21 protein-coding genes are annotated in these 21851 nt (G+C 72.2%); 12 read left to right on the top strand and 9 right to left on the bottom strand.

Going from position 1 to position 21851, the window contains the following annotated elements; translation table 11 throughout:
* Positions 1–13: 13 nt before the first annotated feature.
* Together ACFWA7_RS12260 and ACFWA7_RS12255 are read right to left on the bottom strand one after the other, a co-directional pair.
* A complete protein-coding gene (locus ACFWA7_RS12260; RefSeq protein ID WP_385535546.1) occupies positions 14–1543 on the bottom strand; it encodes an APC family permease in 1530 nt (509 codons plus the stop codon).
* Between the two features lie 69 nt (positions 1544–1612).
* A complete protein-coding gene (locus ACFWA7_RS12255; protein ID WP_385535548.1) occupies positions 1613–2593 on the bottom strand; it encodes a hypothetical protein in 981 nt (326 codons plus the stop codon).
* 1024 nt (positions 2594–3617) lie between these two features.
* On the opposite strand from ACFWA7_RS12255, the gene ACFWA7_RS12250 reads away from it, so the two are divergent.
* From ACFWA7_RS12250 to ACFWA7_RS12220, 7 genes are all read left to right on the top strand, one after another.
* Positions 3618–4511: a DMT family transporter gene (locus tag ACFWA7_RS12250; protein ID WP_385535550.1), complete on the top strand. Its 894-nt coding sequence runs from the start codon at positions 3618–3620 to the stop codon at positions 4509–4511.
* Positions 4512–4536: 25 nt separating this feature from the next.
* Entirely contained in the window at positions 4537–5070 is a 534-nt protein-coding gene (locus ACFWA7_RS12245) for an NUDIX hydrolase (RefSeq protein WP_385822644.1), read from the top strand.
* A gap of 23 nt (positions 5071–5093) precedes the next feature.
* Positions 5094–5486, top strand: coding sequence for a YidH family protein (locus ACFWA7_RS12240; protein WP_371651622.1), 393 nt, complete (start codon positions 5094–5096; stop codon positions 5484–5486).
* Complete coding sequence (locus tag ACFWA7_RS12235; RefSeq protein WP_385535554.1) at positions 5483–5800, top strand: DUF202 domain-containing protein; 318 nt, start codon at positions 5483–5485, stop codon at positions 5798–5800. The genes ACFWA7_RS12240 and ACFWA7_RS12235 overlap by 4 nt, the downstream gene beginning before the upstream one ends.
* An 85-nt stretch (positions 5801–5885) precedes the next feature.
* Positions 5886–6185: a hypothetical protein gene (locus tag ACFWA7_RS12230; RefSeq protein ID WP_371651626.1), complete on the top strand. Its 300-nt coding sequence runs from the start codon at positions 5886–5888 to the stop codon at positions 6183–6185.
* Between the two features lie 111 nt (positions 6186–6296).
* On the top strand, positions 6297–7325 hold the full coding sequence (locus tag ACFWA7_RS12225) for a phosphotransferase family protein (RefSeq protein ID WP_385535556.1): 1029 nt from the start codon (positions 6297–6299) through the stop codon (positions 7323–7325).
* A gap of 9 nt (positions 7326–7334) precedes the next feature.
* Complete coding sequence (locus tag ACFWA7_RS12220; protein WP_385822642.1) at positions 7335–8549, top strand: acyl-CoA dehydrogenase family protein; 1215 nt, start codon at positions 7335–7337, stop codon at positions 8547–8549.
* A gap of 5 nt (positions 8550–8554) precedes the next feature.
* Here the strand turns inward: ACFWA7_RS12220 and ACFWA7_RS12215 are convergent, their stop codons facing one another.
* Genes ACFWA7_RS12215 through ACFWA7_RS12205 form a run of 3 tightly spaced genes read right to left on the bottom strand, consistent with a single transcriptional unit; the run spans position 8555 to position 11624 of the window.
* Positions 8555–9148 carry a TetR/AcrR family transcriptional regulator gene (locus ACFWA7_RS12215; protein ID WP_385535560.1) on the bottom strand — a complete coding sequence of 198 codons (594 nt, stop codon included), beginning with the start codon at positions 9146–9148 and terminating at the stop codon, positions 8555–8557.
* Positions 9149–9201: 53 nt separating this feature from the next.
* Positions 9202–10854: a class I adenylate-forming enzyme family protein gene (locus tag ACFWA7_RS12210; RefSeq protein WP_385822639.1), complete on the bottom strand. Its 1653-nt coding sequence runs from the start codon at positions 10852–10854 to the stop codon at positions 9202–9204.
* Positions 10851–11624 (bottom strand): SDR family oxidoreductase, encoded by a 774-nt coding sequence (locus ACFWA7_RS12205; RefSeq protein ID WP_385535564.1) that lies wholly within the window; start codon positions 11622–11624, stop codon positions 10851–10853. Before ACFWA7_RS12205 ends, ACFWA7_RS12210 begins: the two co-directional genes overlap by 4 nt.
* 165 nt (positions 11625–11789) lie before the next feature.
* On the opposite strand from ACFWA7_RS12205, the gene ACFWA7_RS12200 reads away from it, so the two are divergent.
* The 3 genes from ACFWA7_RS12200 to ACFWA7_RS12190 all read left to right on the top strand — a co-directional run bounded on the left by ACFWA7_RS12200 (position 11790) and on the right by ACFWA7_RS12190 (position 15899).
* Positions 11790–13058, top strand: a complete 1269-nt coding sequence (locus tag ACFWA7_RS12200; RefSeq protein WP_385822637.1) for an exo-beta-N-acetylmuramidase NamZ domain-containing protein — start codon at positions 11790–11792, stop codon at positions 13056–13058.
* Between the two features lie 79 nt (positions 13059–13137).
* Positions 13138–14463 (top strand): erythromycin esterase family protein, encoded by a 1326-nt coding sequence (locus ACFWA7_RS12195; RefSeq protein ID WP_385822635.1) that lies wholly within the window; start codon positions 13138–13140, stop codon positions 14461–14463.
* Between the two features lie 119 nt (positions 14464–14582).
* Complete coding sequence (locus ACFWA7_RS12190) at positions 14583–15899, top strand: serine-threonine protein kinase (protein ID WP_385822633.1); 1317 nt, start codon at positions 14583–14585, stop codon at positions 15897–15899.
* A 94-nt stretch (positions 15900–15993) separates the two neighbouring features.
* On the opposite strand, the gene ACFWA7_RS12185 is transcribed toward ACFWA7_RS12190, so the two are convergent.
* Positions 15994–18771 carry a penicillin acylase family protein gene (locus ACFWA7_RS12185; protein WP_385822631.1) on the bottom strand — a complete coding sequence of 926 codons (2778 nt, stop codon included), beginning with the start codon at positions 18769–18771 and terminating at the stop codon, positions 15994–15996.
* Between the two features lie 283 nt (positions 18772–19054).
* On the opposite strand from ACFWA7_RS12185, the gene ACFWA7_RS12180 reads away from it, so the two are divergent.
* Positions 19055–19666 (top strand): hypothetical protein, encoded by a 612-nt coding sequence (locus ACFWA7_RS12180; RefSeq protein WP_385535574.1) that lies wholly within the window; start codon positions 19055–19057, stop codon positions 19664–19666.
* A gap of 78 nt (positions 19667–19744) precedes the next feature.
* Here ACFWA7_RS12180 and soxR read toward each other — a convergent pair whose 3' ends face one another.
* A complete protein-coding gene (soxR, locus tag ACFWA7_RS12175; RefSeq protein WP_385535576.1) occupies positions 19745–20245 on the bottom strand; it encodes a redox-sensitive transcriptional activator SoxR in 501 nt (166 codons plus the stop codon).
* Positions 20246–20373: 128 nt separating this feature from the next.
* Between soxR and ACFWA7_RS12170 the strand changes: the two genes are divergently transcribed.
* Positions 20374–20835, top strand: a complete 462-nt coding sequence (locus tag ACFWA7_RS12170; RefSeq protein WP_385822629.1) for a MaoC family dehydratase — start codon at positions 20374–20376, stop codon at positions 20833–20835.
* 16 nt (positions 20836–20851) lie between these two features.
* Here the strand turns inward: ACFWA7_RS12170 and ACFWA7_RS12165 are convergent, their stop codons facing one another.
* The gene (locus ACFWA7_RS12165; protein ID WP_385535580.1) at positions 20852–21481 is read right to left on the bottom strand and encodes a TetR/AcrR family transcriptional regulator; all 630 of its coding nucleotides are present in this window, start codon (positions 21479–21481) and stop codon (positions 20852–20854) included.
* A gap of 63 nt (positions 21482–21544) precedes the next feature.
* Positions 21545–21832: a YiaA/YiaB family inner membrane protein gene (locus ACFWA7_RS12160; RefSeq protein ID WP_385535582.1), complete on the bottom strand. Its 288-nt coding sequence runs from the start codon at positions 21830–21832 to the stop codon at positions 21545–21547.
* Positions 21833–21851 lie beyond the last annotated feature (19 nt).

Here is a 21851-nt window from a genome sequence, read left to right as displayed (position 1 = left end):
GCCCGAGCGCGGCCTACGCCTGGGCGCGTCCCGCCGCCCTCTCCAGCTTCTCCAGCTGGAAGGCCTCGTTGCCCTGGCCGATCCGGGCGTGCGCCTCGGGCCGCACCGCCCGTACGAAGAGGCCGTACGCCACACCCGCCGCCAGCGCGAGCGCGATGACCGAGGGCAGGATCCAGCTGAGCGAGGAGTCCGGTCCCGCGCCGACGAGGACGTCGAAGTCCTTGACCGTGTAGACCGCGATGACGACGAGCGCGACCCCGGCGACGCCGGAGGCGAGCAGCCGCCACAGCTGGGCCGCGGCCGCTCCCCGGCGGACGAAGAAGGCGATGACCGCGAAGCAGGCGGCGGCCATCAGCACGATCACGCCGAGCGCGCCCACGTTGCCCATCCAGGTGAACAGGTGCAGGACGGCGGCGGTCGGGTCGCCGGTGGGTTTGTCGTCGGTGGCGGCGAAGGCGACGACGACCACGAGCGAGATCGCGGTCTGGAGCAGCGAGCCGGTGCCCGGGGCGCCGCTCGTCTGGTTGGTACGGCCGAACGCGGCGGGCAGCAGGCCCTCGCGGCCCATGGCGAAGACGTACCGGGAGACGACGTTGTGGAAGCTGAGCAGCGCGGCGAACATGCCGGTGACGAAGAGGACGTGCAGGACGTCGGTGAAGGTGGTGCCGAGCCGGTCCTCGGTGAGCCCGAACAGCAGGCCGGGACCGTTCTTGCGGGAGGCGTCGATGATGCCGGAGGGCCCGGTGGCCACCGTGAGCGCCCAGGAGCTGAGCGCGAAGAACACGGCGGTGAAGCCGACGGCCAGGAACATCACGCGCGAGACGACCAGATGCGGGCGGCTGGTCTCCTCCGCGTACACCGGCGCCTGCTCGAAGCCGGTGAACGCGGCGATGCAGAAGCACAGGGCGGTGCCGATGCCCGCGCCGGAGAGGGTGGACGGGTTGAAGGCGTGCAGCGACAGGCCTTCCTTGGCGGGGTCGGCGACGGCGGCGAAGTCGAAGACGACGACCAGGGCGACCTCGATGACCAGCAGCACACCGAGGACCTTGGCGTTGAGGTCGATCTTCAGCCAGGCGAGCACGCCGACCAGCGCTACGGCGGCCAGCGCCGGGATCCACCAGGCGAGTTCAGTGTCCAGGTAGGTGGCGAAGAGGCTGGAGACCTCGAAGCCGAACATGCCGTAGATACCGACCTGGAGGGTGCTGTACGCGACGAGCGCCACGAAGGCGGCGCCCGCGCCGGCGGTGGGGCCGAGGCCCCTGGCTATGTACGCGTAGAACGCGCCGGCGTTGTGGACGTGGCGGCTCATCTCGGCGTACCCGAAGCTGAACAGGACCAGGACGGCGCCGAGGATGAGGAAGAGCAGGGGCTGGCCGACGATGCCCATCACGCCGTACGTGGTGGGCATGACACCGGCGACCACCATCAGCGGGGCGCTCGCGGCGAGCACCGAGAGCAGCAGGCCCGAAGTGCCGAGCCGGTCGGCTCGCAGGGCTCTCTCCTGCCCCTTGTACGTACGGATCTCATCGGTGTCGCTCGACATGGCGGGGGTGCCCTTTCGGTGGGACGCGGGGGGTGGTGCCGAGGGGGTACTGGGAGATGCTGGGCGTGGCTAGACGGTGCCGAGTGCGGCGCTGCGGGCGGCCTGGAAGGCGCGGTACGGGTCCCGGTCCGGGTACGACCAGGGGGCGGGGGTGAAGTGCCGGCCGATGCGGTGGAAGAGGGCCGCGGCCTCGGCGGGGCGGCCCTCGCAGTGCTTGGCGTGGGCGAGGAAGTTGAGGTCGACGCCGGCCCGGGGGTGGTCCTCGCGCTCCCACTCCAGCCACCAGTCGAACGCGGACTTGATCACCTGGCGGGCGCGGCGGCCGGTCCAGTGCTCCGAGTCGACGGGGTCGCCCGGCGCGGCGCCCCCGGCCGCGAGCACCCGGTACCGCTCGGCGTGGGCGACCAGCGGGAGCAGGGCGAGCGGGGAGTCGGCGGGGGCGCGGGCGACGGAGGCGGCGGCGAAGGCGTACACCTCGTGCATCGGGTCGGCGCCGTCGCCCGGACGGCGCTCGGCCAGCCGGGCGGCCATCAGGTGGTGGGCGTGGTGGTGGTCCGGGTGCCGGGAGCACACCTCGGCGAAGATCTGCTCGGTCTCGTTGTCCGAGCCGAGCCTGCGGGAGAGCGCCAGCAGGGCGAGCCAGGGGGTGGGGTCGGCGGGGGCGAGCCGGGCCGCCTCCAGGCAGGCGTCGCGGGCGCGGTCCATGTGGCCGTTGCCGCCTTTTCCGCCCTTTCCCCCCTTCTCGCTGAGGCAGCGGGATACGAGGGCGCAGGCGTAGAGGGCGGCGGCGTCGGCGCTGTCCGGCTCGGCGAGCAGCCACTCGCGGGCCCAGGCCGCGGAGGTGGCGGGCTCGCCGAGGACGGTGAGGCGGTGGCCGCGGCGGTCCCAGTCGTCGCCGGTCGCGACCAGCAGCGAGCGGACCCTGGTCCACCGTCCCTGCGCCAACTGGGCGCGGACGGCGACGAGTTCGGCGTCGTCGAGCGCCGGGTCGAAGGCTCGTCCGCCGCGTTTGCGGGGGCGGCCGAGCGGGGGCGGGGGCGGGGGCGGCATCCGCGTACTTCCCGGGGGGTGGTTGGTGTGATGCGGGTGTGGTGCGGGTGTGATGCGGGTGTGGTGGGTGTGGTTATTGGGCCGGGTGACAGGGTGATCGCGGACAGCAAAGCGGTACCCAAGGCTCCACGTCAAGGTCGGGTGAGCGGGCTTCGGGGTTCAACTTGGTGGGTGGTTGCGGGGTTTGACCCCCACCCCGCCCCTTCCCTAAACCCTCCGGGGGTGGGTGGGGGGGTTGAGGCGGCTCCCCCGGGGGCTGCGCCCCCGGCCCCCCGAGGCAGCGGCTCCGCCCCTGCACCCCCAGCGGGGCTGCACCCCTGCACCCCTGGCGGAGCCTGCGGCCCCTGCACCCCGTTTACGGGGGCTGCGCCCCCGCCCCCGCTTCGGGGCCCCGCCCCGGACCCCGTTCGTCCGCGGGCCGTCTTGGGCTGATCGCGCAGTTCCCCGCGCCCCTAGGGGGTTAGGGGCGCGGGGAACTGCGCGACAAGCCCCCACCGCCCGCAGACAAATCCCGGGCCGAAAAGCAGCGCGGGGAACTGCGCCAGCAACCACAGCCGACCGGCGGACAAACCCCGGGCCAAAAAGGGGCGCGGGGAACTGCGCGAGCAGCCCCCACCGGCCCGCAGACAAACCCCGGGCCGAAAAGCAGCGCGGGGAACTGCGCGACCAGCCCCCACCGGCCCGCAGACAAACCCCGGGCCAAAAGGGGGCGCGGGGAACTGCGCGACCAGCCCCCACCGGCCCGCAGACAAAGGGGTCCAGGGCGAAGCACCGGCAACGAAGCCCTCGGCCGGAAAGAAAAGGGGTCCAGGGCGAAGCACCGGCAACGAAGCCCTCGGCCGGAAAGAAAAGGGGTCCGGGGCGAAGCCCCCGGCGACGGGGCCTGGCGACGGGGCCTGGCAGAAAACCCTGGGCCGAAAGGGGTCTGGGCCACGCCCAGCGGGTACTCGGGAGGCGTCAGCGGGCCTGGGGCGCTATCGTCGAGCAAGTTCGCAACCCCCGGCCGCACTTGAAGGTGTCCCACGTGTCGGTTCTCGTCCTCGCTCTCGCCGTGGGCGCGGCCTGCTGTCTGGGCTTCGGGTTTGTGCTCCAGCAGAACGCCGCCCAGCGCGCCCCGCTGGGCGACTTCCTCTCGCCGCGACTGCTGCTGGACCTGGTACGGGTGCCCCGCTGGCTCGCCGGAATGGGGCTGATGGTCGCGGGCATGGTGCTCGGCGCGCTGGCGCTGGGCCAGGGCGAGGTCTCCCAGGTGGAGCCGCTCCTCGCCACCAACCTCTTCTTCGCCATGGCCCTGTCCCGCTGGCAGACCAAGCAGTCCCTGGGCCGCCAGGGCTGGGCGGGGATCACCCTCCTCGCGGGCGGGGTGACCGCCTTCATGGTGGCGGGCCAGCCGCGCGGCGGCAACGACGTCTCCGGGCCCCTGCGGCACTGGCTGATCGTCGGGATCGTCGTCGGGATCGCGCTCATCCTCACCGTGTACGCCAAGCGGTCCCGCCTCAGCGCCGGCCCCACCCTCCTCGCCGTCGCCGCGGGGCTCCTCTACGGCCTCCAGGACGCCCTCACCCGGGTCAGCGGCGAACGGTTCAGGGCCGACGGCTTCGCCCACATGCTGACGGGCTGGCAGCCGTACGGCGTGCTGGCGCTCGGCGTGACCGGCCTGATCCTGGTGCAGAGCGCCTTCGAGACCGCCCCGCTGCGGATGTCGCTGCCCGCGCTCACCGCCGCCCAGCCGCTCGCCGGGATCGCCTGCGGCGTCGGCTTCCTGGGTGACCAGCTGCGTACCGACGCGGCAGCGCTCGCCTGGGAGGTGTGCGGGCTCGCCGCCATCGTGGCCGGCATCATCCTGCTCGGGCTCCATCCGGCGATGCCGTCCGGCACAGGGCCGAAGGAGCCGATCCGCGACCTTCAGCCGCACTGAACAGCCCGGTGGTTGGATGAGCCTCATGAGCTCATCTCCGTCCTCCCCCGCCGAGGAGATCCTCGACATCGTCGACGAGCACGACCGCGTCGTCGGCCAGGCCCCGCGCGGCGAGGCGTACGCCCGGGGGCTGCGCCACCGCTGCGCCTTCATCCTCGTCCGGGACGCCGAGGACCGGATCTTCGTCCACCGGCGCACCCCGACCAAGCTGGTCTTCCCCTCGCTGTACGACATGTTCGTCGGCGGTGTCGTCGGCGCGGGCGAGAGCTACGACGACGCCGCCCTGCGGGAGGCCGAGGAGGAGCTCGGCGTCTCCGGGCTGCCACGGCCCGTACCGCTGTTCACGTTCCTCTACGAGGGCGGGGCGGACGGGCGGCAGACATGGTGGTCGGCTGTGTATGAAGTGCGCTGCACGCTTCCCGTACGCCCGCAGCCCGAGGAGGTCGCCTGGCACGACTTCCTGCCCGAGGCCGAGGTGGAGCGGCGGCTCGCCGACTGGGAGTGGGTGCCGGACGGGCTCGACGCGTACCGGCGGCTGCGCGCGCACCGGGCCGGATGATCCACTGCGGGTAGTGTGCAAAGGTGATCAGCATCGCGCAGACCCTGCGGCTGTGGTTCGCGCCCGAGCGCATCTCCGAGGAGGGCGAGACGCCGGACTACCGGTTCTCGCTCGCCAACGAGCGTACGTTCCTGGCCTGGATCCGGACGTCGCTCGCCCTGGTCGGCGGCGGGTTCGCGGTCGACCAGTTCCTGCCGGACCTGCGCTGGGGCGTACGGGTCGGGCTCGCCCTCGCGCTGCTGGCGGCCGGGGTGCTGTGCGCGCTGCGGGCCGTGAACCACTGGGTGCGGTGCGAGCGGGCGATGCGGCGCGGCGAGGACCTGCCCGTGTCGCGCTTCCCCACCCTGCTGAGCGTGGCGGTGGCGGTGGTCGCCGTCGCCATGGTGGTGGTCGTCGTCTTCGGCTGGGCCGGGTGACGGGCGCGCCCGACCGGGACCCCGGCCTCCAGCCCGAGCGGACCCGGCTCGCCTGGCGCCGTACGACGCTGTCCTGCACGGTGGCGGCGGTCCTCGCGGCCAAGCAGGGCCTGCACGGCGGCAGGACGGCCCTCGGCCTGGTCGCCGTGGCCCTGAGCGGTCTGGTCTGGCTGGGTTTCCTTGCCGTGGCCCACCACCGCATCCAGTCCCTGACCCGCTCGGCCCGCCCCGGGGTGCTGCGGGCCCGCGAGGCGGTCGCGGCCATGGCGTGTGTGGCGGCGCTGGCGCTGTTCGCGGTGGCGATGCTGCTCTGAACGGCAGCACGGCCCCGCGCCCTCGCAGGCGGGGCCGCGCCCTGCGCATTAGCCTGAGAAGTGAGCGATCTTGAGGGTGAACGCCATGACCGTGAGCCACGAGGAACACCCCACCACCCACGAGCACGCGCACGGCCCCACCTGCGGGCACCGGGCCGTGCCGCACGGCGACCACACGGACTACGCCCACGACGGGCATATGCACCGCGAGCACTCGGGCCACTGGGACGAGTGCGAGCCGGCCGGCCACGTCGCCCACGACGGGCACGCGCACGAGCACGGCGTCGGCTGCGGCCACCAGTCCGTGGAGCACGGCGACCACCTGGACTACGTCCACGACGGTCACCGCCACGCCGAGCACGAGGGCCACTGGGACGACCACTGAGGCCTCCTCCCCCACGGCGGGCCGGATCCGGGAGCGACGGCATCTGGACGACATACCGACTGGTCGGTAGCGTGTCCGTGACACGATCGCCGTTCCCGGAGGTAGCCCGCCATGAGCACAGTCCCGCCAGGTCTCGATCCGGAGCGGCTGCGCGCCCATCTCGACCGCGAGCGGCCGGGGCTCGTGACCGGGCCGCTCAGCGCCCGGCTGATCGAGGGCGGCCGGTCCAACCTCACGTACATCGTGACCGACGGCACGGGCCAGTGGGTGGTCCGGCGGCCGCCGCTGGGGCATGTCCTGGCCACCGCGCACGACATGAAGCGCGAGCACCGGGTGATCAGCGCCCTGCACCCGACGTCGGTCCCGGTGCCGGAGCCGCTGCTCCTGTGCGAGGACGACTCGGTGCTCGGCGCGCCGTTCTACGTGATGGAGTACGTGGCCGGGACCCCGTACCGCACGGCGGAGCAGCTGGCTCCGCTGGGCCCGGAGCGCACCCGGGCCGCGATCCTCGGCCTGGTGGACACGCTGGTCGAGCTGCACGCGGTGGACCCCGAGGCGGTCGGTCTCGGGGACTTCGGGCGCCCGGAGGGCTTCCTCGACCGCCAGTTGCGGCGCTGGGGCAAGCAGCTCGACGCCTCCCGCAACCGGGAGCTGGCCGGCATCGACGAGCTGCACGCGGCGCTCGGCCGTGAGCTCCCCGTCTCCCCCGCCCCCACGGTCATCCACGGCGACTACCGGCTCGACAACGTCCTGGTCGGGGACGACGACGAGATCAAGGCGGTCCTCGACTGGGAGATGTCGACCCTCGGCGACCCGCTGACCGACCTCGGTCTGCTCGTGATGTACAGCGCCGAGCTGACGGTGAAGAACTCCCCGGTCTCCACCACCGCCGGGGCGGCCGGGCACCCCACCCCCGCCGAGCTGATCGAGCGGTACGCCGCCGGCTCGGGCCGGGACACCTCGGCCATCTCCTGGTACACGGCGTTCGCCTGGTTCAAGCTCGCCGTGATCCTGGAGGGCATCCACTACCGCTACACCCTGGGCCAGACCGTCGGCGCGGGCTTCGACCGCATCGGGGACCTGGTGCCCGTCTTCATCGACCACGGCCTCACCACCCTCCAGTCACCGCAGGAAGGCTGAACTCCCGCCATGGACTTCGCATTCGACGCACGGACCCTAGAGCTGCGCGCCAAGCTGCTCACCTTCATGGAGCAGTACGTCTACCCGGCCGAGACCACCGCGCACGAGCAGCGCCTCCTCCTGAAGTCGCCGTGGGACACGCCCGCCGTGGTGGCGGAGCTGAAGGCCGAGGCGCGCGGCCAGGGGCTGTGGAACCTCTTCCTGCCGGACGCCGAGCACGGCGCCGGACTCACCAACCTCCAGTACGCGCCGCTCGCCGAGATCACCGGCCGCTCCCCGCACCTGGCGCCCACCGCCCTGAACTGCGCGGCGCCGGACACCGGGAACATGGAGGTGCTCGCCCAGTTCGGCTCGGACGAGCAGAAGAAGCGGTGGCTGGAGCCGCTGCTGGCCGGGGAGATCCGGTCCGCGTTCGCGATGACCGAGCCGGAGGTGGCCTCCTCGGACGCCACCAACATCGAGACCCGGATCGCCAGGGAAAACGGCGAATACGTCATCACCGGGCGCAAGTGGTACATCTCCGGCGCGATGAACCCCGACTGCAAGATCTTCATCGTGATGGGCAAGACCGACCCGGACAACGAGGACGTCCGCCGCCAGCAGTCGATGGTGCTGGTGCCGCGCGACACCCCGGGCGTCGAGGTCCGCCGCGCCATGCAGGTGTACGGGTACGAGGACCACTCGCACGGCGGCCACGCCGAGGTCGTCTTCCACGGCGCGCGGGTGCCCGTGGAGAACCTGGTGGGCGAGGAGGGCGGCGGCTTCGCCATCGCCCAGGCCCGCCTCGGGCCCGGCCGGATCCACCACTGCATGCGGCTGATCGGCATGGCCGAGCGGGCCATCGAGCTGATGTGCCGCCGGGCGGTGGCCCGGACCGCCTTCGGCAAGCCGATCGCCCAGCAGGGCGTGGTGCAGGAGTGGATCGCGGACGCGCGCGTGGCGGTGGAGCAGCTGCGGCTGCTCGTCCTGAAGACCGCCTGGCTGATGGACACCGTGGGCAACCGCGGCGCCCACACCGAGATCCAGGCCATCAAGATCGCCACGCCCCGGACGGTCCTCGACATCCTCGACAAGGCCGTCCAGGTCCACGGCGCGGGCGGCGTCAGCCAGGACTTCCCGCTGGCCGAGCTGTGGGCGGCGGCGCGGACCCTGCGCATCGCGGACGGCCCCGACGAGGTCCACCAGCGCTCGCTGGCCCGCCGGGAGCTGAAGAAGTACCTGTAGCCCCCTCAGGGGCGCAGCGCCCGAAGCAGCAGGTCGGCGAGGTGGTCGGCGACCTGCTGCGGGGTGAGCGGGCCGTCCGGCCGGTACCAGGTGGACAGGTGGTGGACCGACCCGAAGTGGTAGTCCACCACCAGGTCCGCCGGGGTGGCCGTGGAGAAGACCCCGGCCGACTGGCCCTCTTCGATCAGGGCCCGGAACCGCTCGTGGTAGCGGCGCCGCTCGACCCGTACCTGCTTGTTCTTCTCGGGGCTGAGGTGGTGCATCGAGCGGAAGAAGATGGACGCGTCGTCGAGGTTGTCGATGGTGGTGACCACCACGTCGGCGGCCGCGTCGCGCAGCCGCCGCTCGACCGGCGCGTCCGCGTCCGCGAACGCGTCGAGCCGCTCCTGCTGGAGGCGCAGCACGCGCGCGTACACCTCCTGGAGCAGGTCCTCCTTGGAGCCGAAGTAGTGGTAGAGCGCTCCCTTGGTGACGCCCGCCGCCTCGACGATCTCCTGGACCGAGGTCCTGTCGTACCCGTTCTCGGCGAAGAGGCGGGTGGCGGCGGCCAGCAGCCTCTGGGGGACGGGGGTGCCGCTCCCGTCCGTCGTCCTGGCCATGCCGTCGCCGCCTCTCTCGTGGTCCCGCGTCTTACCCGCGTTTTTACGCCGTTCTAGTGGCGGGAACGCAGTTCCCGCCTGAGGATCTTCCCACTCGCCGTCTTGGGAAGCTCCGCGAGTACCTCGACCTGCCGGGGATATTTGTACGCGGCCAGCCGCTCCTCGCAGTACGCGGAGAGCTCGCCGGGCGTGGCCTCGGCGCCGGGGCGCAGGCTCACGTACGCCTTGACGTTCTCACCCCGGTACGGGTCGGGGACACCGACGACGGCCGCCTCGCGCACCGCCGGGTGACCGTAGAGCACGTCCTCGACCTCGCGCGGCCACACCTTGAAGCCGGACGCGTTGATCATGTCCTTCTTGCGGTCGACGACGTAGAGCCAGCCGTCCCGGTCCATGAACCCGATGTCGCCGGTGCGCAGTTCGCCGTCCGGGAAGGTCTCGGCGGTGGCCTCGGGGCGGCGCCAGTAGCCGGGTACGACCTGCGGGCCGCGCACCACGATCTCGCCCTGCTCGCCGAAGTCCACCTCCTCGCCCTCCTCGTCGACGATCCGTACGACCGTCTCGGGGCCGGGCAGACCGACCGAGAGGGTGCCCGAGACCGGGTCGACCGGGGCCTCCCGCTCCGGCGGCACCGACGCGCAGGGGGCGGTGCACTCGGTCAGCCCGTAGCCGTTGCGCAGATACGGGCCGAACGCCGCCCGGAACTTCTCCACCAGCGCGGGCGGCACCGGCGCGCCGCCCGAGGAGATCACCCGGAAGGAGTCGAAGTGCTCGCGGGTGACACCGGGCGCGGCCGCGAGCGCCATGAAGGCGGTGGACGGGCCCACGGTGTACGCGGGCCGGTGCTCGGCGAAGGCGTCCAGGACCACGCCGGGGTGGAAGCGGTAGGCCAGGATCAGCGTGCCCGCGTTGGCGACGCACGCGGCGAGCTCGCAGACCATGCCGGTGATGTGGAAGAGCGGGGCCAGCGCGAAGTAGCCCGCGCCCTCGGCTATCGGGTGCCCGGTGCGCTGGCGCTCGGCGTTGTAGGTGATGCCCCGGTGGGTGTTCATGGCCCCCTTGGGGGTGCCGCTGGTCCCCGAGGTGTAGCTGATCAACGCCGTGGCGTCGGGGGCCGGTTCGCGCCCGCCCGGCGCGGGCAGGCCCTGCCGGGCGACGGCCAGCAGGTCGTCGGTGTCGGCGGGGCGGGGCAGCCGCTCGAAGGCGAGCACGCGCGCGTCGTCGCGGCTCTGCAGGTCGAGCTCGCAGGCGGTGAGCGCGATCCGGACGGTCGAGGCGGCCGCGGTGTCCCGCAGATACGCCTCCCAGGACCGGTCGGAGCAGATCAGCGCGGCGGCCTCGGAGTCGCCCAGGACGTGCCCGACCTCGGCCGACTTGTACATCGGGTTGAGCGGGACGACGGTCGCGCCCGCCTTCCAGGCGCCGAGCAGCGCGATCACGAAGTGCGGGGTGTTCTGGAGCATGATCGCGACCCGGTCGCCGCTCTGGAGGCCCCGGGCGGCGAGATGGCCGGCCACCGAGTCCGAGAGCGCGTCGGTCTCGCGGTAGCTGAGCCGCCCGTCGAAGTAGGCGAGCGCGGTGCGGTCGGGGGCGCGCAGGACGGCCGCGCGGAAGGCGTGCACCACGCTCGCGGGCGGGCTGACCGGCGCCCGCTGGGCCTCGGTGAGCTGCCCGAGCCAGGGCTTGGCCGCGTAGAGGGAACTCATGCGCCGTCCGCCTCCCACTTCTGCTGGAGGTGGTTCATGGAGGTGAGCCAGCGGTCCGGATCGCCGGCCCGCGCGCCGTAGTAGCCGGCGACCTCCGGGTGCGGCAGCACCAGGAAGCGCTCCTCGGCCATCGCCTCGAAGAGCGCGTCGGCCACGGCCGCGGGCTCTATCGCGGTCGGCGCGAGCACCAGGTCCCCGGCCGAGCCGGTGGCGGCCAGCATGTCGGTGCGCACGCCCTGCGGGCAGATCGCGTGCACCTGGACGCCCCGGTGGCGGTAGGTGAGCGAGAGCCACTCCGCGAAGGCGAGGGCGCCGTGCTTGGTGACGCTGTACGGGGCCGCGCCGATCATGGTGAGCAGCCCGGCCGCCGACACCGTCGACACGAACCGGCCGCCGCCGCGCTCCAGCCACTCGGGCAGCAGCTCGCGGGCGGCGCGGACGTGGGCCATCACGTTGACGTCCCAGGCGGCCGCCCAGACGTCCTCGGGCGCGGCTTCGGAACCTCCGGAGCCCAGGCCCGCGTTGGCGCAGTAGACGTCGATGATCCCGCCGAGCGCCTCGCGGGCGAGCGGGACGACGCCCGAGGCGTCCCCGGGGACGGCGATCGCGCCGATCTCCTCGGCGGTCCTGCGGGCCTTGGCCTCGTCGAGGTCGTTGACGACGACCCGGGCGCCCTCCGCCGCGAATCTGCGCGCGAGCGCGGCGCCGATACCGCCGCCCGCCCCGGTGACCACCACTGCCGCGCCCTGGACGCCCTGAACCGAACCCATCGAGAATCCGCCTCTCCACATGCCGACTGGTGTGCAGACTAACCAGTCGGTATGTACGGACGGAAGGGGCCGTCGCGAACCGCCCCGTGCGGCTCGTTCCCCCTCGCGCGCCCGCGCGCTAGCGTGCGTGGCCATGACACCGCGAGCGGCCTTGGAGGTACGCCGATGAGCCTGTCCAGACGGGGCCTGCTGGCGGGGACGGGGACAGTGGCGGCGAGCGCGGCGGTGGCGGGCGCGGCGCCCTCCCCCGCCCCGGCCGCCTCCTCCTGCGCCCACCACCTCCCCAAGCCCGTGCGGACCGGCTTCGACCGGCTGGCCGCCGACGGATACCGGGCGCTGGAGGGCCGCAAGGTCGGCGTGGTCACCAACCCGACCGGGGTGACGGCGGACGTCCGGCACATCGTGGACGTCATGCACGCCGACCCGCGCGTGAACCTGGTCGCGGTGTTCGGGCCCGAGCACGGCTTCCGGGGCAGCGCGCAGGCGGGCGGCTCCGAGGGCCGCCACGACGACCCGGCGACCGGCCTTCCGGTGTACGACACGTACGGCGTGAGCGGAGAGAAGCTCGCCGCCGTGTTCACCGAGTCGGGCGTGGACACGGTCGTCTTCGACATCCAGGACGTGGGGGCGCGCTTCTACACGTACATCTGGACGCTCTACGACTGCATGGAAGCCGCCGCCATCGCCGGGAAGCGGTTCGTCGTCCTGGACCGGCCGAACCCGGTGACCGGCCGGGCGGCGAGCGGGCCCGTGCTCGACAAGGCGTTCGCGACCTTCGTCGGGCGCGAGCCGATCGCGCAGGCGCACGGGATGACGGTGGGCGAGCTGGCCGGGCTCTTCGACGCCGAGTTCCTGGGCGGGCGCGTACGGGTGGAGACCGTACGGATGACGGGCTGGCGGCGTGACGGCTTCCACGACTCCACGGGGCTGCCCTGGGTCCCGCCGAGCCCCAACATGCCGACCCCCGACACGGCGCTCGTCTACGCGGGCACCTGCATGTTCGAGGGCACGAACCTCTCGGAGGGGCGCGGCACCACCCGCCCGTTCGAGCTGCTCGGCGCCGAGGGGATCGACGCACGCTGGGCGGCCGCCGTGAACGCCCTGGAGCTGCCGGGGGTGCGCTTCCGCGAGGCGTACTTCACGCCCACGTTCTCCAAGTTCCAGGGAAAGACGGTCGGCGGCGTCCAGCTCCACGTCCACGACCGCGAGTCGTACGACCCGGTGCGCACCGGTGTCGCGCTCCTGGTGACGGTGAAGAAGGCGTGGAACGGCTTCGCATGGCGGCCGGACCACTGGATCGACAAGCTCACCGGGTCGGCGGCGGTGCGCACCCTGATCGACGCGGGCGCGGGCACCGACGAGGTGGTGGGCGCCTGGCAGGGCGGGCTCACGGCGTTCCGCGCGACACGGGCACGGTATCTGCTGTACCGGTGAGGGCCGGGGGAAAACCCCCGGGGGCGGACGGTGGCTGGCGGGATGGGCCCGGCCCCGGCCCGGCCGACAGGCTGGGGCCATGCATCTGTTCCACGACACACACCACCGTCCGCGCCAGGCCTTACTCCTGCTGCTCGGTCTGACGCTAGGCGTGTTCACGGCGGGCACCCCGGCGGCCCGGGCCACCGAACCCCCCACCCCGGAACGGCAGTTGGCGCGATCGGCGCACCCACTCGACGATCTGCGCCCGCTCGGCCGCATGGTCGGCCCGGCGGACATCGTGGGCCTCGGCGAGGCGACGCACAACTCGCACGAGTTCTTCGCGACCAAGCGGCGCGTGTTCCAGTACCTCGTCGAGAAGAAGGGCTTCACCACCTTCGCCCTGGAGACGGCCTGGTCCTCGGGGATGCGCGTCAACGACTATGTGCTGCGCGGCGAGGGCGACCCCGAGCGGATCGTGCGCGAGGAGTTCCAGAGCTCGTACGCGATGTGGGAGACCCGGGAGTACCTGGACCTGATCCGCTGGATGCGCGGCTACAACCTGCACCACAGCCGCAAGGTCCAGTTCATGGGCGACGACATGGGGTACGCGGGCCCGGAGCCCTTCACCAAGGTGACCGCGTACACCGCGAAGCGCTACCCCGCGCTGCTGCCCCGCGTCACCGCGCTCTACAAGGCGTCCCGGCCCACCGCGGGCGTCGGCGACACCATGAACAGCACGCTCAAGCGCCCGCAGGCCGAGCGCAGGCGGCAGGCCGACGAGGTGCGCCGTGCCTACGAGCTGCTCGCGGCCCAGCGGCCCGGCCCCGACCGGGCCGAGCACGCCTGGATCCTCCAGTACGCGCGCACCATCGCGCAGACCGGCGCCATGTGGGCATTCGACTTCTTCGACGCGGACCAGCTCAAGGAGTCCCGGCTCTACCGGGACCGGATCATGGCCGAGAACACCGTGTGGTGGCAGCGCCGGACCGGGCACAAGATGCTGCTCTCCGCGCACAACGGCCATGTCGGGTACGCCCCGACGCTCAGCGGCGAGTACCCGGAGCCGCAGGGCGCCTTCATCCGGGAGGCGGTCGGCGCCGCCTACATGAACATCGGATTCACCTTCGGGCAGGGCTCGTTCAACGCCCTCGACCTCAACGACCCGGCCGAGCCGATCCGCGAGTTCACCGTCGGGCCGCCCGAGCCGGGCAGCAACGAGGAGGTCCTCGAACGCGTCTCGCCGCGCGACTACTACCTCGATCTGCGCAAGGTGGCGAAGCCGGCGAAGGACTGGCTGGGCACTTTCCGGCCGACGCGGTCCATCGGCAACTCCTGGCCCCAGGACGCCGACCAGGTGCGGCTCGGGCCCTCGTTCGACGTACTGGTGCACCTGCACCGGGTGACGGCGGCGCACCGGCTCTGACCTCCCCCGATCTCATCCTTTCTGCGATGTCCTGCGTATGGTCAGCCCTCCGGTCCGGCGGGACGATGTGAGGCCTCAGCCCCGCCCCATCGTCAGCGAACGGACCGGAGGGCCACGCCATGCCCGACATCGGAGTCGAGCCATATCGGGAGATCACCTTCGACGCGGACGGCGACGCCGCTCCGGCCGAGCGCGCGGCCCTCGCGGATCCGAACGTCACCGATCTGGTGATGTTCTCGCACGGCTGGAACAACACCCCGTCGATCGCGACGGCCCTGTACCGCCACTTCTTCGCCCCCTTCCCCGGCCTGCTGGCCCAGTCCGGCCCGGCCGGGGCGCGGGTGCGCCTCGGGTACGCGGGCATCGTCTGGCCCTCCATCCGCTTCGCCGACGAGCACATCCCGAACTTCCCGCACGCCCCCCTGGGCGTGGAGCCGGGCGCGGGACTGGACGCGGCGACCGTGGACGCGCTCAAGCGGGTGTTCCCCGGGCACGAGGTGACCGTCGACGCGCTGGCCCGGCTGCTCGACGAACAGCCGGACTCGGAGGAGGCATTCCGCCAATTCGGTCTTCTCACCCGGCGGTTGGTGGCGGATGAAGCGGATTCGTCCGGATTCGCCGCCGACACCGTGAACCACGGCGCGGGCGGCGCGACACTCCTCACGGACGACACGCTCGGGCTGTGCCGGGAGTTCACGCTCGCCCTGTCCGACACCGGTATGCGGGTCGAACCGGGCCCGCCCGGCCCCTCGTTCTCGCTCGGCGACTCGCTCAAGCACCTGTGGGACGGCGCCAAGGAGGTGCTGCGGCAGACCACGTACTACGAGATGAAGCGCCGGTCGGGCAAGGTCGGCCAGCTCGGGCTCGGGCCGCTGCTCGGCGAGCTCGCCCGGACCAGACCCACGATGCGGGTCCATCTGGTCGGGCACAGCCAGGGCGGGCGGCTGGTCGCGTTCGCGCTGAAGGGGTTGCCGGAGGGGGCGCGCAACATCAAGTCGGTGACCCTGCTCGAAGGGGCCTTCTCGCACTACGCGTTCGCCGAGCGGCTGCCGTCGGGGCTCGCCGGGGCAGGTGCGCTCGCGGCGCTCCAGCGGCGCGTCGACGGCCCGGTGGTCTCCTGCTACTCGCGCTTCGACACCGCCCTCGGGGTGATCTACCCGCTGGCGTCCAAGCTCGCCGGGGACTACCGGGGGATGCTGGAGCTCGACCGCCGCTGGTGGGCGATCGGCCACGACGGCATCCAGTCGGTGGCGCCGTGCACCGAACTCACCCTGGCGGAGGTGCTGCGGGACGGCGTCCCCGGCTCCGGGTGCGTGAGCGTGAACGCGGAGTCGGTGGTCCGCGCGGGCGGCCCACCGGCGGGCGCCCACAGCGACATCTGCCATCCGGAACTGGCGAGGGTGGTACTGGCCGCGGGCCGGATCGGCTACGCCTGACCAACCCGCGACCATGTACGCCCCTCAAGGGGCGCGGGGAACTGCGCGACCAGCCACATTCGGTCCGCAGCCGGAAGACGCACTTCCAGCCGGGCTACCGGTGCGACGCGAACTCGACCACCTGCTGATAGGTGGGCCGGTTCTGCCAGTTGATCGCGTTCTGCGCGATCCCGCCCAACGGGCGTTGCACGATCGAGTCGGCACACCACTGGTTGCCCGCCACGCAACCGGCGTCGCCGGGATAGACCTGCGCCGGCGTCTTCGCGGCAGCCTGCCCAAGCGTGTTGAGCAGAACGTCACGGCAGGCGGACAGCTGCCCCCCGCCGCAGTACGCCCGGCCCAGCGGCCCCGCCACCGGCTCCCCCAGCACCGTACGCAGATCCTTGTCCGCGTAGCTCCACCAGCCGTACTGGAAGGCGGATCCGGCGTGCGCCCCGGTCGGGCCGTGCCCGGCCGACGGCGCCTCGTCGGTGGACAGGTTCGACGTGAGCGCCGAGTAGAGCCCGTCCCCGAGGCCCGGCCGGAACTCGGCCTCGATCATCAGCGGCCACCAGGCGTCCATCAGCCGTACGGCCTCGGGATGGGTGTAGGTGTGCGAGCCCTGCGCGGTCTCGCGGCGCTGGGTCCCGTCGGCCTTCCACGACTCCAACTGCTGGACGGCGGTGGCCAGTCGCTGATCGGTGACGGGGGCGCTGCGAATGACCTTCAGGAGCTCGGGCAGCACGTCCTCGCCGCGCAGATCGGTGACGGCGGCCTGCGCCATCGCCCGGGTGAGCGCGGCGCGGGTCACCCCGCCCTGCGCGACCAGCCCCTTGACCCGGTCGTCGAGCAGGTTGCCCCGGTGCACCGAGCCGTTGCCGAACCCGGCGGCCGTGTAGTCCTTGGCCTGTTTGTTGTTCCAGGAGATGTAGTAGTCCTGCCCGACGGACTGCGGGTGCTGGGCGGGCGGGGTGTAGTCGGCGGTGTTGTACGCGGGGTCGAAGCCCTGCCACTCGTAGGCCCGGTCGGCCGCGATCGGCAGCGACGGGTCGACGGCGGGGTTGCGGACCGGGTTCTTGCCGCTGTTGTAGTAGGCGGCGGTGCGGGAGTCCGCGTAGAACCAGTTGAAGGCGTAGTCGACGTGCTGGGCGGCCTGCTGGAAGGTGGCCGCGTCCTTGACGTAGGCGGGGTCGTTGAACATCTGGAAGCCGATGATCGAGTCGGCCTCGTGGCGGTAGGTCGAGCGCAGTGCGGTGTACGCGATCTGCTTGCCGCCGACCGTGGCGCGGGCGGTGACGATGCCGTAGTTGGTGCGCCAGACCTGCATCCGGTAGGAGCCGGCGGCCGTGTTGTCGGCGGTGGTCGGCTTCCAGGCGTTGGTCTTCTCCAGCTTCTCCATCGGGGTGCACACGCCCCGGTAGAGGTAGTGGGCCGCGTCCTGGCAGAGCTCGACGGAGTAGGTGTCGGTGATGTCCTGTCCGGCGGAGGTGGCCGACCAGGCGTAGTCCTGGCCCCGGCCGAGCTGGACGTACATGCCGACGCCCGCGAAGGAGGCGCCCCGGGCGCTGATGCCCGGACCCTGGATCTCCTGGAGCATCAGCAGCTGTGGCGCGAAGTAGCCGGTCTGCGGCCCGAAGACGGCGACCGGGTTGCCGCTCGCGGTGCGGCTGCCGGAGACGAGCAGCGCGTTGGACATCCCGCGCGGCTTGCCGATGTCGAAGCCGGGCAGCGCGCCGTTGTTGAAGATGCCCTTGAGCGGCTTGAGCTGCTCGGGCACGCGCACCTCGGCCCTGGCCTTGGTGACGGCCGAGCCGGTGCGGTCGTAGACGAGCTGTTCGGGCACGACCGTGCCGGGGTCGGGCATCGCGGTGCCCTGCGCGTTCGCGGGCTTGGTGGCGTACGGGAAGCTGGTGCCGTCGTGGACGGTGAGGGCGGCCTCGGGGTCGTTGCGCTCACGGAACGACTCCCAGACCTTGGTGCCCTCGGCGACGCCGTACTTGGCCTGGGCCGCCTGCAGCGAGAGCGCGGCCTGCACCTCGCCGCCACCGCCCCCGCCGAAGAGCCCGCCGACGACGGAGGCGAGCGCGATCAGGTCGGTGACCTTGAACGGCTGGATCTCCCCCACGTTGGTGATGGCGTCGATCTTGCCGGTGAGGACGTACTCGCCGGGGAAGTACCGGCCGTCCTTGGACTGCTTGGCGTAGGCGTTGATGCCGTCCACGTACGCCTGCGCGTCGGTCATCGCCTGCTCGCCGCGCGGGCCGTTGGCGGTGCGGATCCGGTCGACCTGGGTCTGGAGGTCGGCCTCGGTGTACGGGGCCTGCGGCCAGAACTCCTGCTCCAGGCCCTGGTTGGCGAGCGCGCCGCCCGCGAACGAGGTGAGTTCGCCGCGCCCGATGTGCCGGAACAGGTCCATCAGCCAGAGCCGGTCCTGGCCGGCCGCGAACCCGGCGCCGAACTCGGTTCCGTAGCGGGTGGTGCCCTTGATGTGCGGGACGCCGGTGGCCTTGTCGCGGGTGATGGTGACGTCGGGGCGCGGGGAGCTGGTGGAGGCCACCTGGCCGCTGTCCACCCCGAACGAGGCGTCGTTGAAGAAGGAGTTGAGCTTGTCGTCGGTGAGCGAGGACTGGCCGGCGACGAGTGCGTCGTACTTGCCGAGCTGGTCGTCGCTGTGCGCGGGATGGGTGCCGAAGGCCTTGTTGCCGAGGATCTCGACGAGGGTGGCGTTGCCGTTCTCGCCGGGCGGCAGGATGTCACCACACCGCCCGAGGCAGTAGTCACTGTTGGGGGGTTCGGCGGCGCCTGCCTGGCTGAGGGGGGCGAGCAGGGCGGCCGAGAGGGCGATCACGGTGGCGGCGGTGGCGGTTCTGAGCCGTGCGGTGGGTCGTCGCATGCGTGCTCCTTGTGAGGACCGATGCGGCGGAGGTTACTGAGGGGTACCGCCGGAGGGAAGATGAACACACGTCACCTTTCCCGAACGTGCGTGACCTTCCCGGAATCCCCACAGGGCGACGGAGGCGGGGCGCCCGGAGCACGCGGGGGGCGTGCGACGGATTCCGGTCAGCGCTGTCTGATGGGGCCCATCGGATTTTCGATGGAGCCGGATCGGGTAGCCGTACGTCCATTCCTCGACGCCGAGCATTCGCCGAAGTACGAGCGACGGAGGTGGCAGGGCCATGGCTGGTTTCCGCAGCCTTGCGAGACAGGTGCGCGACCCAGGGAACGATCTCGCGCTGCGCCGGTATTCGCTGCGCAAGTGCCTTGAACGGTTCGCCCCTTATGGACACCGGGCGACCTGGGACCATCTGTGTGCGCGGCATGGCATCGGGCCTGAGGACCGGGCGCCCGATCCTGCGCGGCTGGTGGCCGCGCTCGACGAGCTGGAGGCGGCGCGGGCCGTCTGGCTCGGATACGAAGCGGAGTTCGCGGCCCGCAGGAAGCGTGAGAAGCACGCCGGCCTGCGCAACCCCGGCTCCTTCGACGACTGGCACCGGCGCACCTGGGGCGGGTTCGGGGTCGCCTGGTGCGACGATCCGTCGGTGCATCCGGCGCAGCCGCTGGCCGAGGTGCTCGGCCGGATCATCGCGGCCCTGCGGACGGTGCCGGGCGCGGGCTGCCCGGTGTGCGACGGACGGGCGCTGGTGTGGCAGCGGGACCTGGCCCACGATCCGTGGTGCGGGCCGGTCTGCACGGGCTGCGGAATCCTGGTGCCGCAGCCCGTGCTGACCGCCGAGGCGCTGGTGCGCGCCAAGTCGGTACGGCGCGGAGCGCTGGCATCAGTGGCATGAGGCACGCGGGGGCGGAGGCGGCCGCGGGCCGCAGGGGGCCGCCCCCGCGATGCCGGGGCACCACTGGCCGTACGACCGCTAACAGGCCTCGCACGACGGGGCGTTGACCGGGGTCTGCTTCTTCTTGCGCTCGGGCAGCAGCCGCGACCCGGTGAGGCGGTCGCCGGAGATGTCGTCCGGGTTGGACAGGACACAGGTCTCCAGCGACAGACACCCGCAGCCGATGCAGTCCGTCAGATGGTTGCGCAGCCGGTTCAACTGCTTGATGCGCTCGTCGAGTTCGGAGCGCCAGGTCTCGGAGAGCCGCGCCCAGTCCTCGCGGGTCGGGGTGCGCTCCTCGGGGAGTTCGGAGAGGGCGTCCCGGATCGTGGCGAGCGGGATGCCCACACGCTGCGCGGCCCGCACGAAGGCGACCCGGCGCAGCACGTCGCGGCTGTAGCGGCGCTGGTTGCCCGAGGTGCGGCGGCTGCTGATCAGACCCTTGGACTCGTAGAAGTGCAGGGCGGACACGGCGGCCCCGCTGCGGGCGGACAGCTGACCGACCGTGAGCTCATGGACCTTCTCTGGAATCTGCGGCACTCCTCGAACCCTACTGCGCGGGTGCGATCGCCGTTGACAGCGGGCACCGCCCCCAGCATGCTGAGCAAGCGCTTGGACAGGTGAGGCGCAAAGGCAGCCGAAACATGCGAGAGAGGCAGGAACCGGGCATGGCAGAGCCGAGGATCTTCACCTCCGCCGACGAGCTGAAGGCCGGAGTGGGCGAGCCGCTCGGGTACAGCGACTGGCTGGAGATCGACCAGCACCGCATCGACCTGTTCGCCGACGCCACCGGAGACCACCAGTGGATCCACGTCGACCCGGCCCGCGCCGCGGCCGGCCCGTTCGGCACGACGATCGCGCACGGCTATCTGACGCTCTCCCTCCTCCCGGCCCTGGTACCGCAGGTGCTGCGCGTCGAGGGCATGAGGATGGGCATCAACTACGGCACGGAGAAGGTCCGCTTCCCCGCCCCCGTCCCGGTCGGCTCCCGCCTGCGCGCCACCGCCGTCCTGACGGACGTGGTGGAGGCGGGCGGCGGGGTACAGGTGACCGCGAAGGTCACGGTGGAGCGCGAGGGCGGCGAGAAGCCGGTGTGCGTGGCGGAGTCCGTGTCCCGGTACTTCTTCTGAGCGGACCCTCGGGCCGCTACTTCGGCTGCGCCCCCACCATCCGCAGCACCAGGTCCGCGTAGAGCGCGCCGACCTCGTCCGGGGTGCGGCGGCCCTGGGTGTTGAACCAGCGGGCCACGTCGATGCAGAGCGACAGGACCGCGAGCGTGGTGCCGGGGACGTCCGGGACGTCGAACTCGCCCGTCGCCACGCCCTCGTTGAGGATGCGCCGCACGGCGGCGTCGCTGCGGCGGCGCAGGCCCACGATCTCGGTGCGGTGCTCGGCGCCGAGCGCGTCGAGCTCGTACTGGACCACTCGGGCGGTCATGTGGTGCCCGGCGTGCCACCGTACGAAGGAGCGCACGGCGCCGTCGAGCCGGTCGGCGGCGGTTCCCGGGGCGTCCGCCGCCGTCTCCAGGATCTCCAGGGCCTTGTCGTGGCCGATCCGGCTGATCCGGTGGAGCAGCTCTTCCTTGGTCTTGTAGTGGATGTAGAGCGCGGCCGGGCTCATTCCGGCGCGGCCCGCGATGTCGCGGGTCGTCGTGGCGTGGTAGCCGCGCTCCGCGAAGGCCTCCACGGCGGCGACGAGCAGCCTCCGGGCGGCCTCGGGCGTGACCTCGCCCCACGGCTTGTCCTCGCCGCCCACCGTCTGCTCAGCCGCGTCCATCGCCTGCCCCTTTCTTCGGACGAACACCATACCCCGAAGGTGAGCAAGCGCTTAGGGTCGCGCCTACAGCTTCTGGAACGGGTCGTGCTCGGCGAGCAGCTTCTCCAGGCGGGCCTGGTCGACCCGGCTGACGATCTGCCCGGCCTCCTGGCGGTCGCGGACCACCTTGGCGAGCGTGAAGGCGGAGGTGACGAGGTAGAGGACGGCTATCCCGAGGAAGGCGCGCACCCAGGCGTCGGCCTGGAGCCGGGTGATGCCGATGGCCGTGGCCCCGATGGCGACGGCGAAGGACGCGACGGCCTGCCCGTAGTACGCGGCCGTGTTCTGCTGCTTGACCGGTGTCTCACTCATGCGCCCAGGATGCGGCGGA

Source organism: Streptomyces sp. NPDC059994 (genome assembly GCF_042737755.1).
In the GTDB taxonomy this organism is placed as follows: domain Bacteria; phylum Actinomycetota; class Actinomycetes; order Streptomycetales; family Streptomycetaceae; genus Streptomyces.
Note: the sequence above shows the minus strand (reverse complement) of the source record. Positions and strands in the feature narration are given on the sequence as shown.

Coding starts and splice junctions, on each gene's coding strand:
- ACFWA7_RS12245 (WP_385822644.1), top strand. CDS start 4,537: ATGAGCTCATCTCCGTCCTCCCCCGCCGAGGAGATCCTCGACATCGTC.
- ACFWA7_RS12190 (WP_385822633.1), top strand. CDS start 14,583: ATGCCCGACATCGGAGTCGAGCCATATCGGGAGATCACCTTCGACGCG.
- ACFWA7_RS12165 (WP_385535580.1), bottom strand. CDS start 21,481: ATGGACGCGGCTGAGCAGACGGTGGGCGGCGAGGACAAGCCGTGGGGC.
- ACFWA7_RS12160 (WP_385535582.1), bottom strand. CDS start 21,832: ATGAGTGAGACACCGGTCAAGCAGCAGAACACGGCCGCGTACTACGGG.
- ACFWA7_RS12260 (WP_385535546.1), bottom strand. CDS start 1,543: ATGTCGAGCGACACCGATGAGATCCGTACGTACAAGGGGCAGGAGAGA.
- ACFWA7_RS12200 (WP_385822637.1), top strand. CDS start 11,790: ATGAGCCTGTCCAGACGGGGCCTGCTGGCGGGGACGGGGACAGTGGCG.
- ACFWA7_RS12170 (WP_385822629.1), top strand. CDS start 20,374: ATGGCAGAGCCGAGGATCTTCACCTCCGCCGACGAGCTGAAGGCCGGA.
- ACFWA7_RS12205 (WP_385535564.1), bottom strand. CDS start 11,624: ATGGGTTCGGTTCAGGGCGTCCAGGGCGCGGCAGTGGTGGTCACCGGG.
- ACFWA7_RS12225 (WP_385535556.1), top strand. CDS start 6,297: ATGAGCACAGTCCCGCCAGGTCTCGATCCGGAGCGGCTGCGCGCCCAT.
- ACFWA7_RS12180 (WP_385535574.1), top strand. CDS start 19,055: ATGGCTGGTTTCCGCAGCCTTGCGAGACAGGTGCGCGACCCAGGGAAC.
- ACFWA7_RS12255 (WP_385535548.1), bottom strand. CDS start 2,593: ATGCCGCCCCCGCCCCCGCCCCCGCTCGGCCGCCCCCGCAAACGCGGC.
- ACFWA7_RS12210 (WP_385822639.1), bottom strand. CDS start 10,854: ATGAGTTCCCTCTACGCGGCCAAGCCCTGGCTCGGGCAGCTCACCGAG.
- ACFWA7_RS12215 (WP_385535560.1), bottom strand. CDS start 9,148: ATGGCCAGGACGACGGACGGGAGCGGCACCCCCGTCCCCCAGAGGCTG.
- ACFWA7_RS12185 (WP_385822631.1), bottom strand. CDS start 18,771: ATGCGACGACCCACCGCACGGCTCAGAACCGCCACCGCCGCCACCGTG.
- ACFWA7_RS12230 (WP_371651626.1), top strand. CDS start 5,886: ATGACCGTGAGCCACGAGGAACACCCCACCACCCACGAGCACGCGCAC.
- ACFWA7_RS12195 (WP_385822635.1), top strand. CDS start 13,138: ATGCATCTGTTCCACGACACACACCACCGTCCGCGCCAGGCCTTACTC.
- ACFWA7_RS12220 (WP_385822642.1), top strand. CDS start 7,335: ATGGACTTCGCATTCGACGCACGGACCCTAGAGCTGCGCGCCAAGCTG.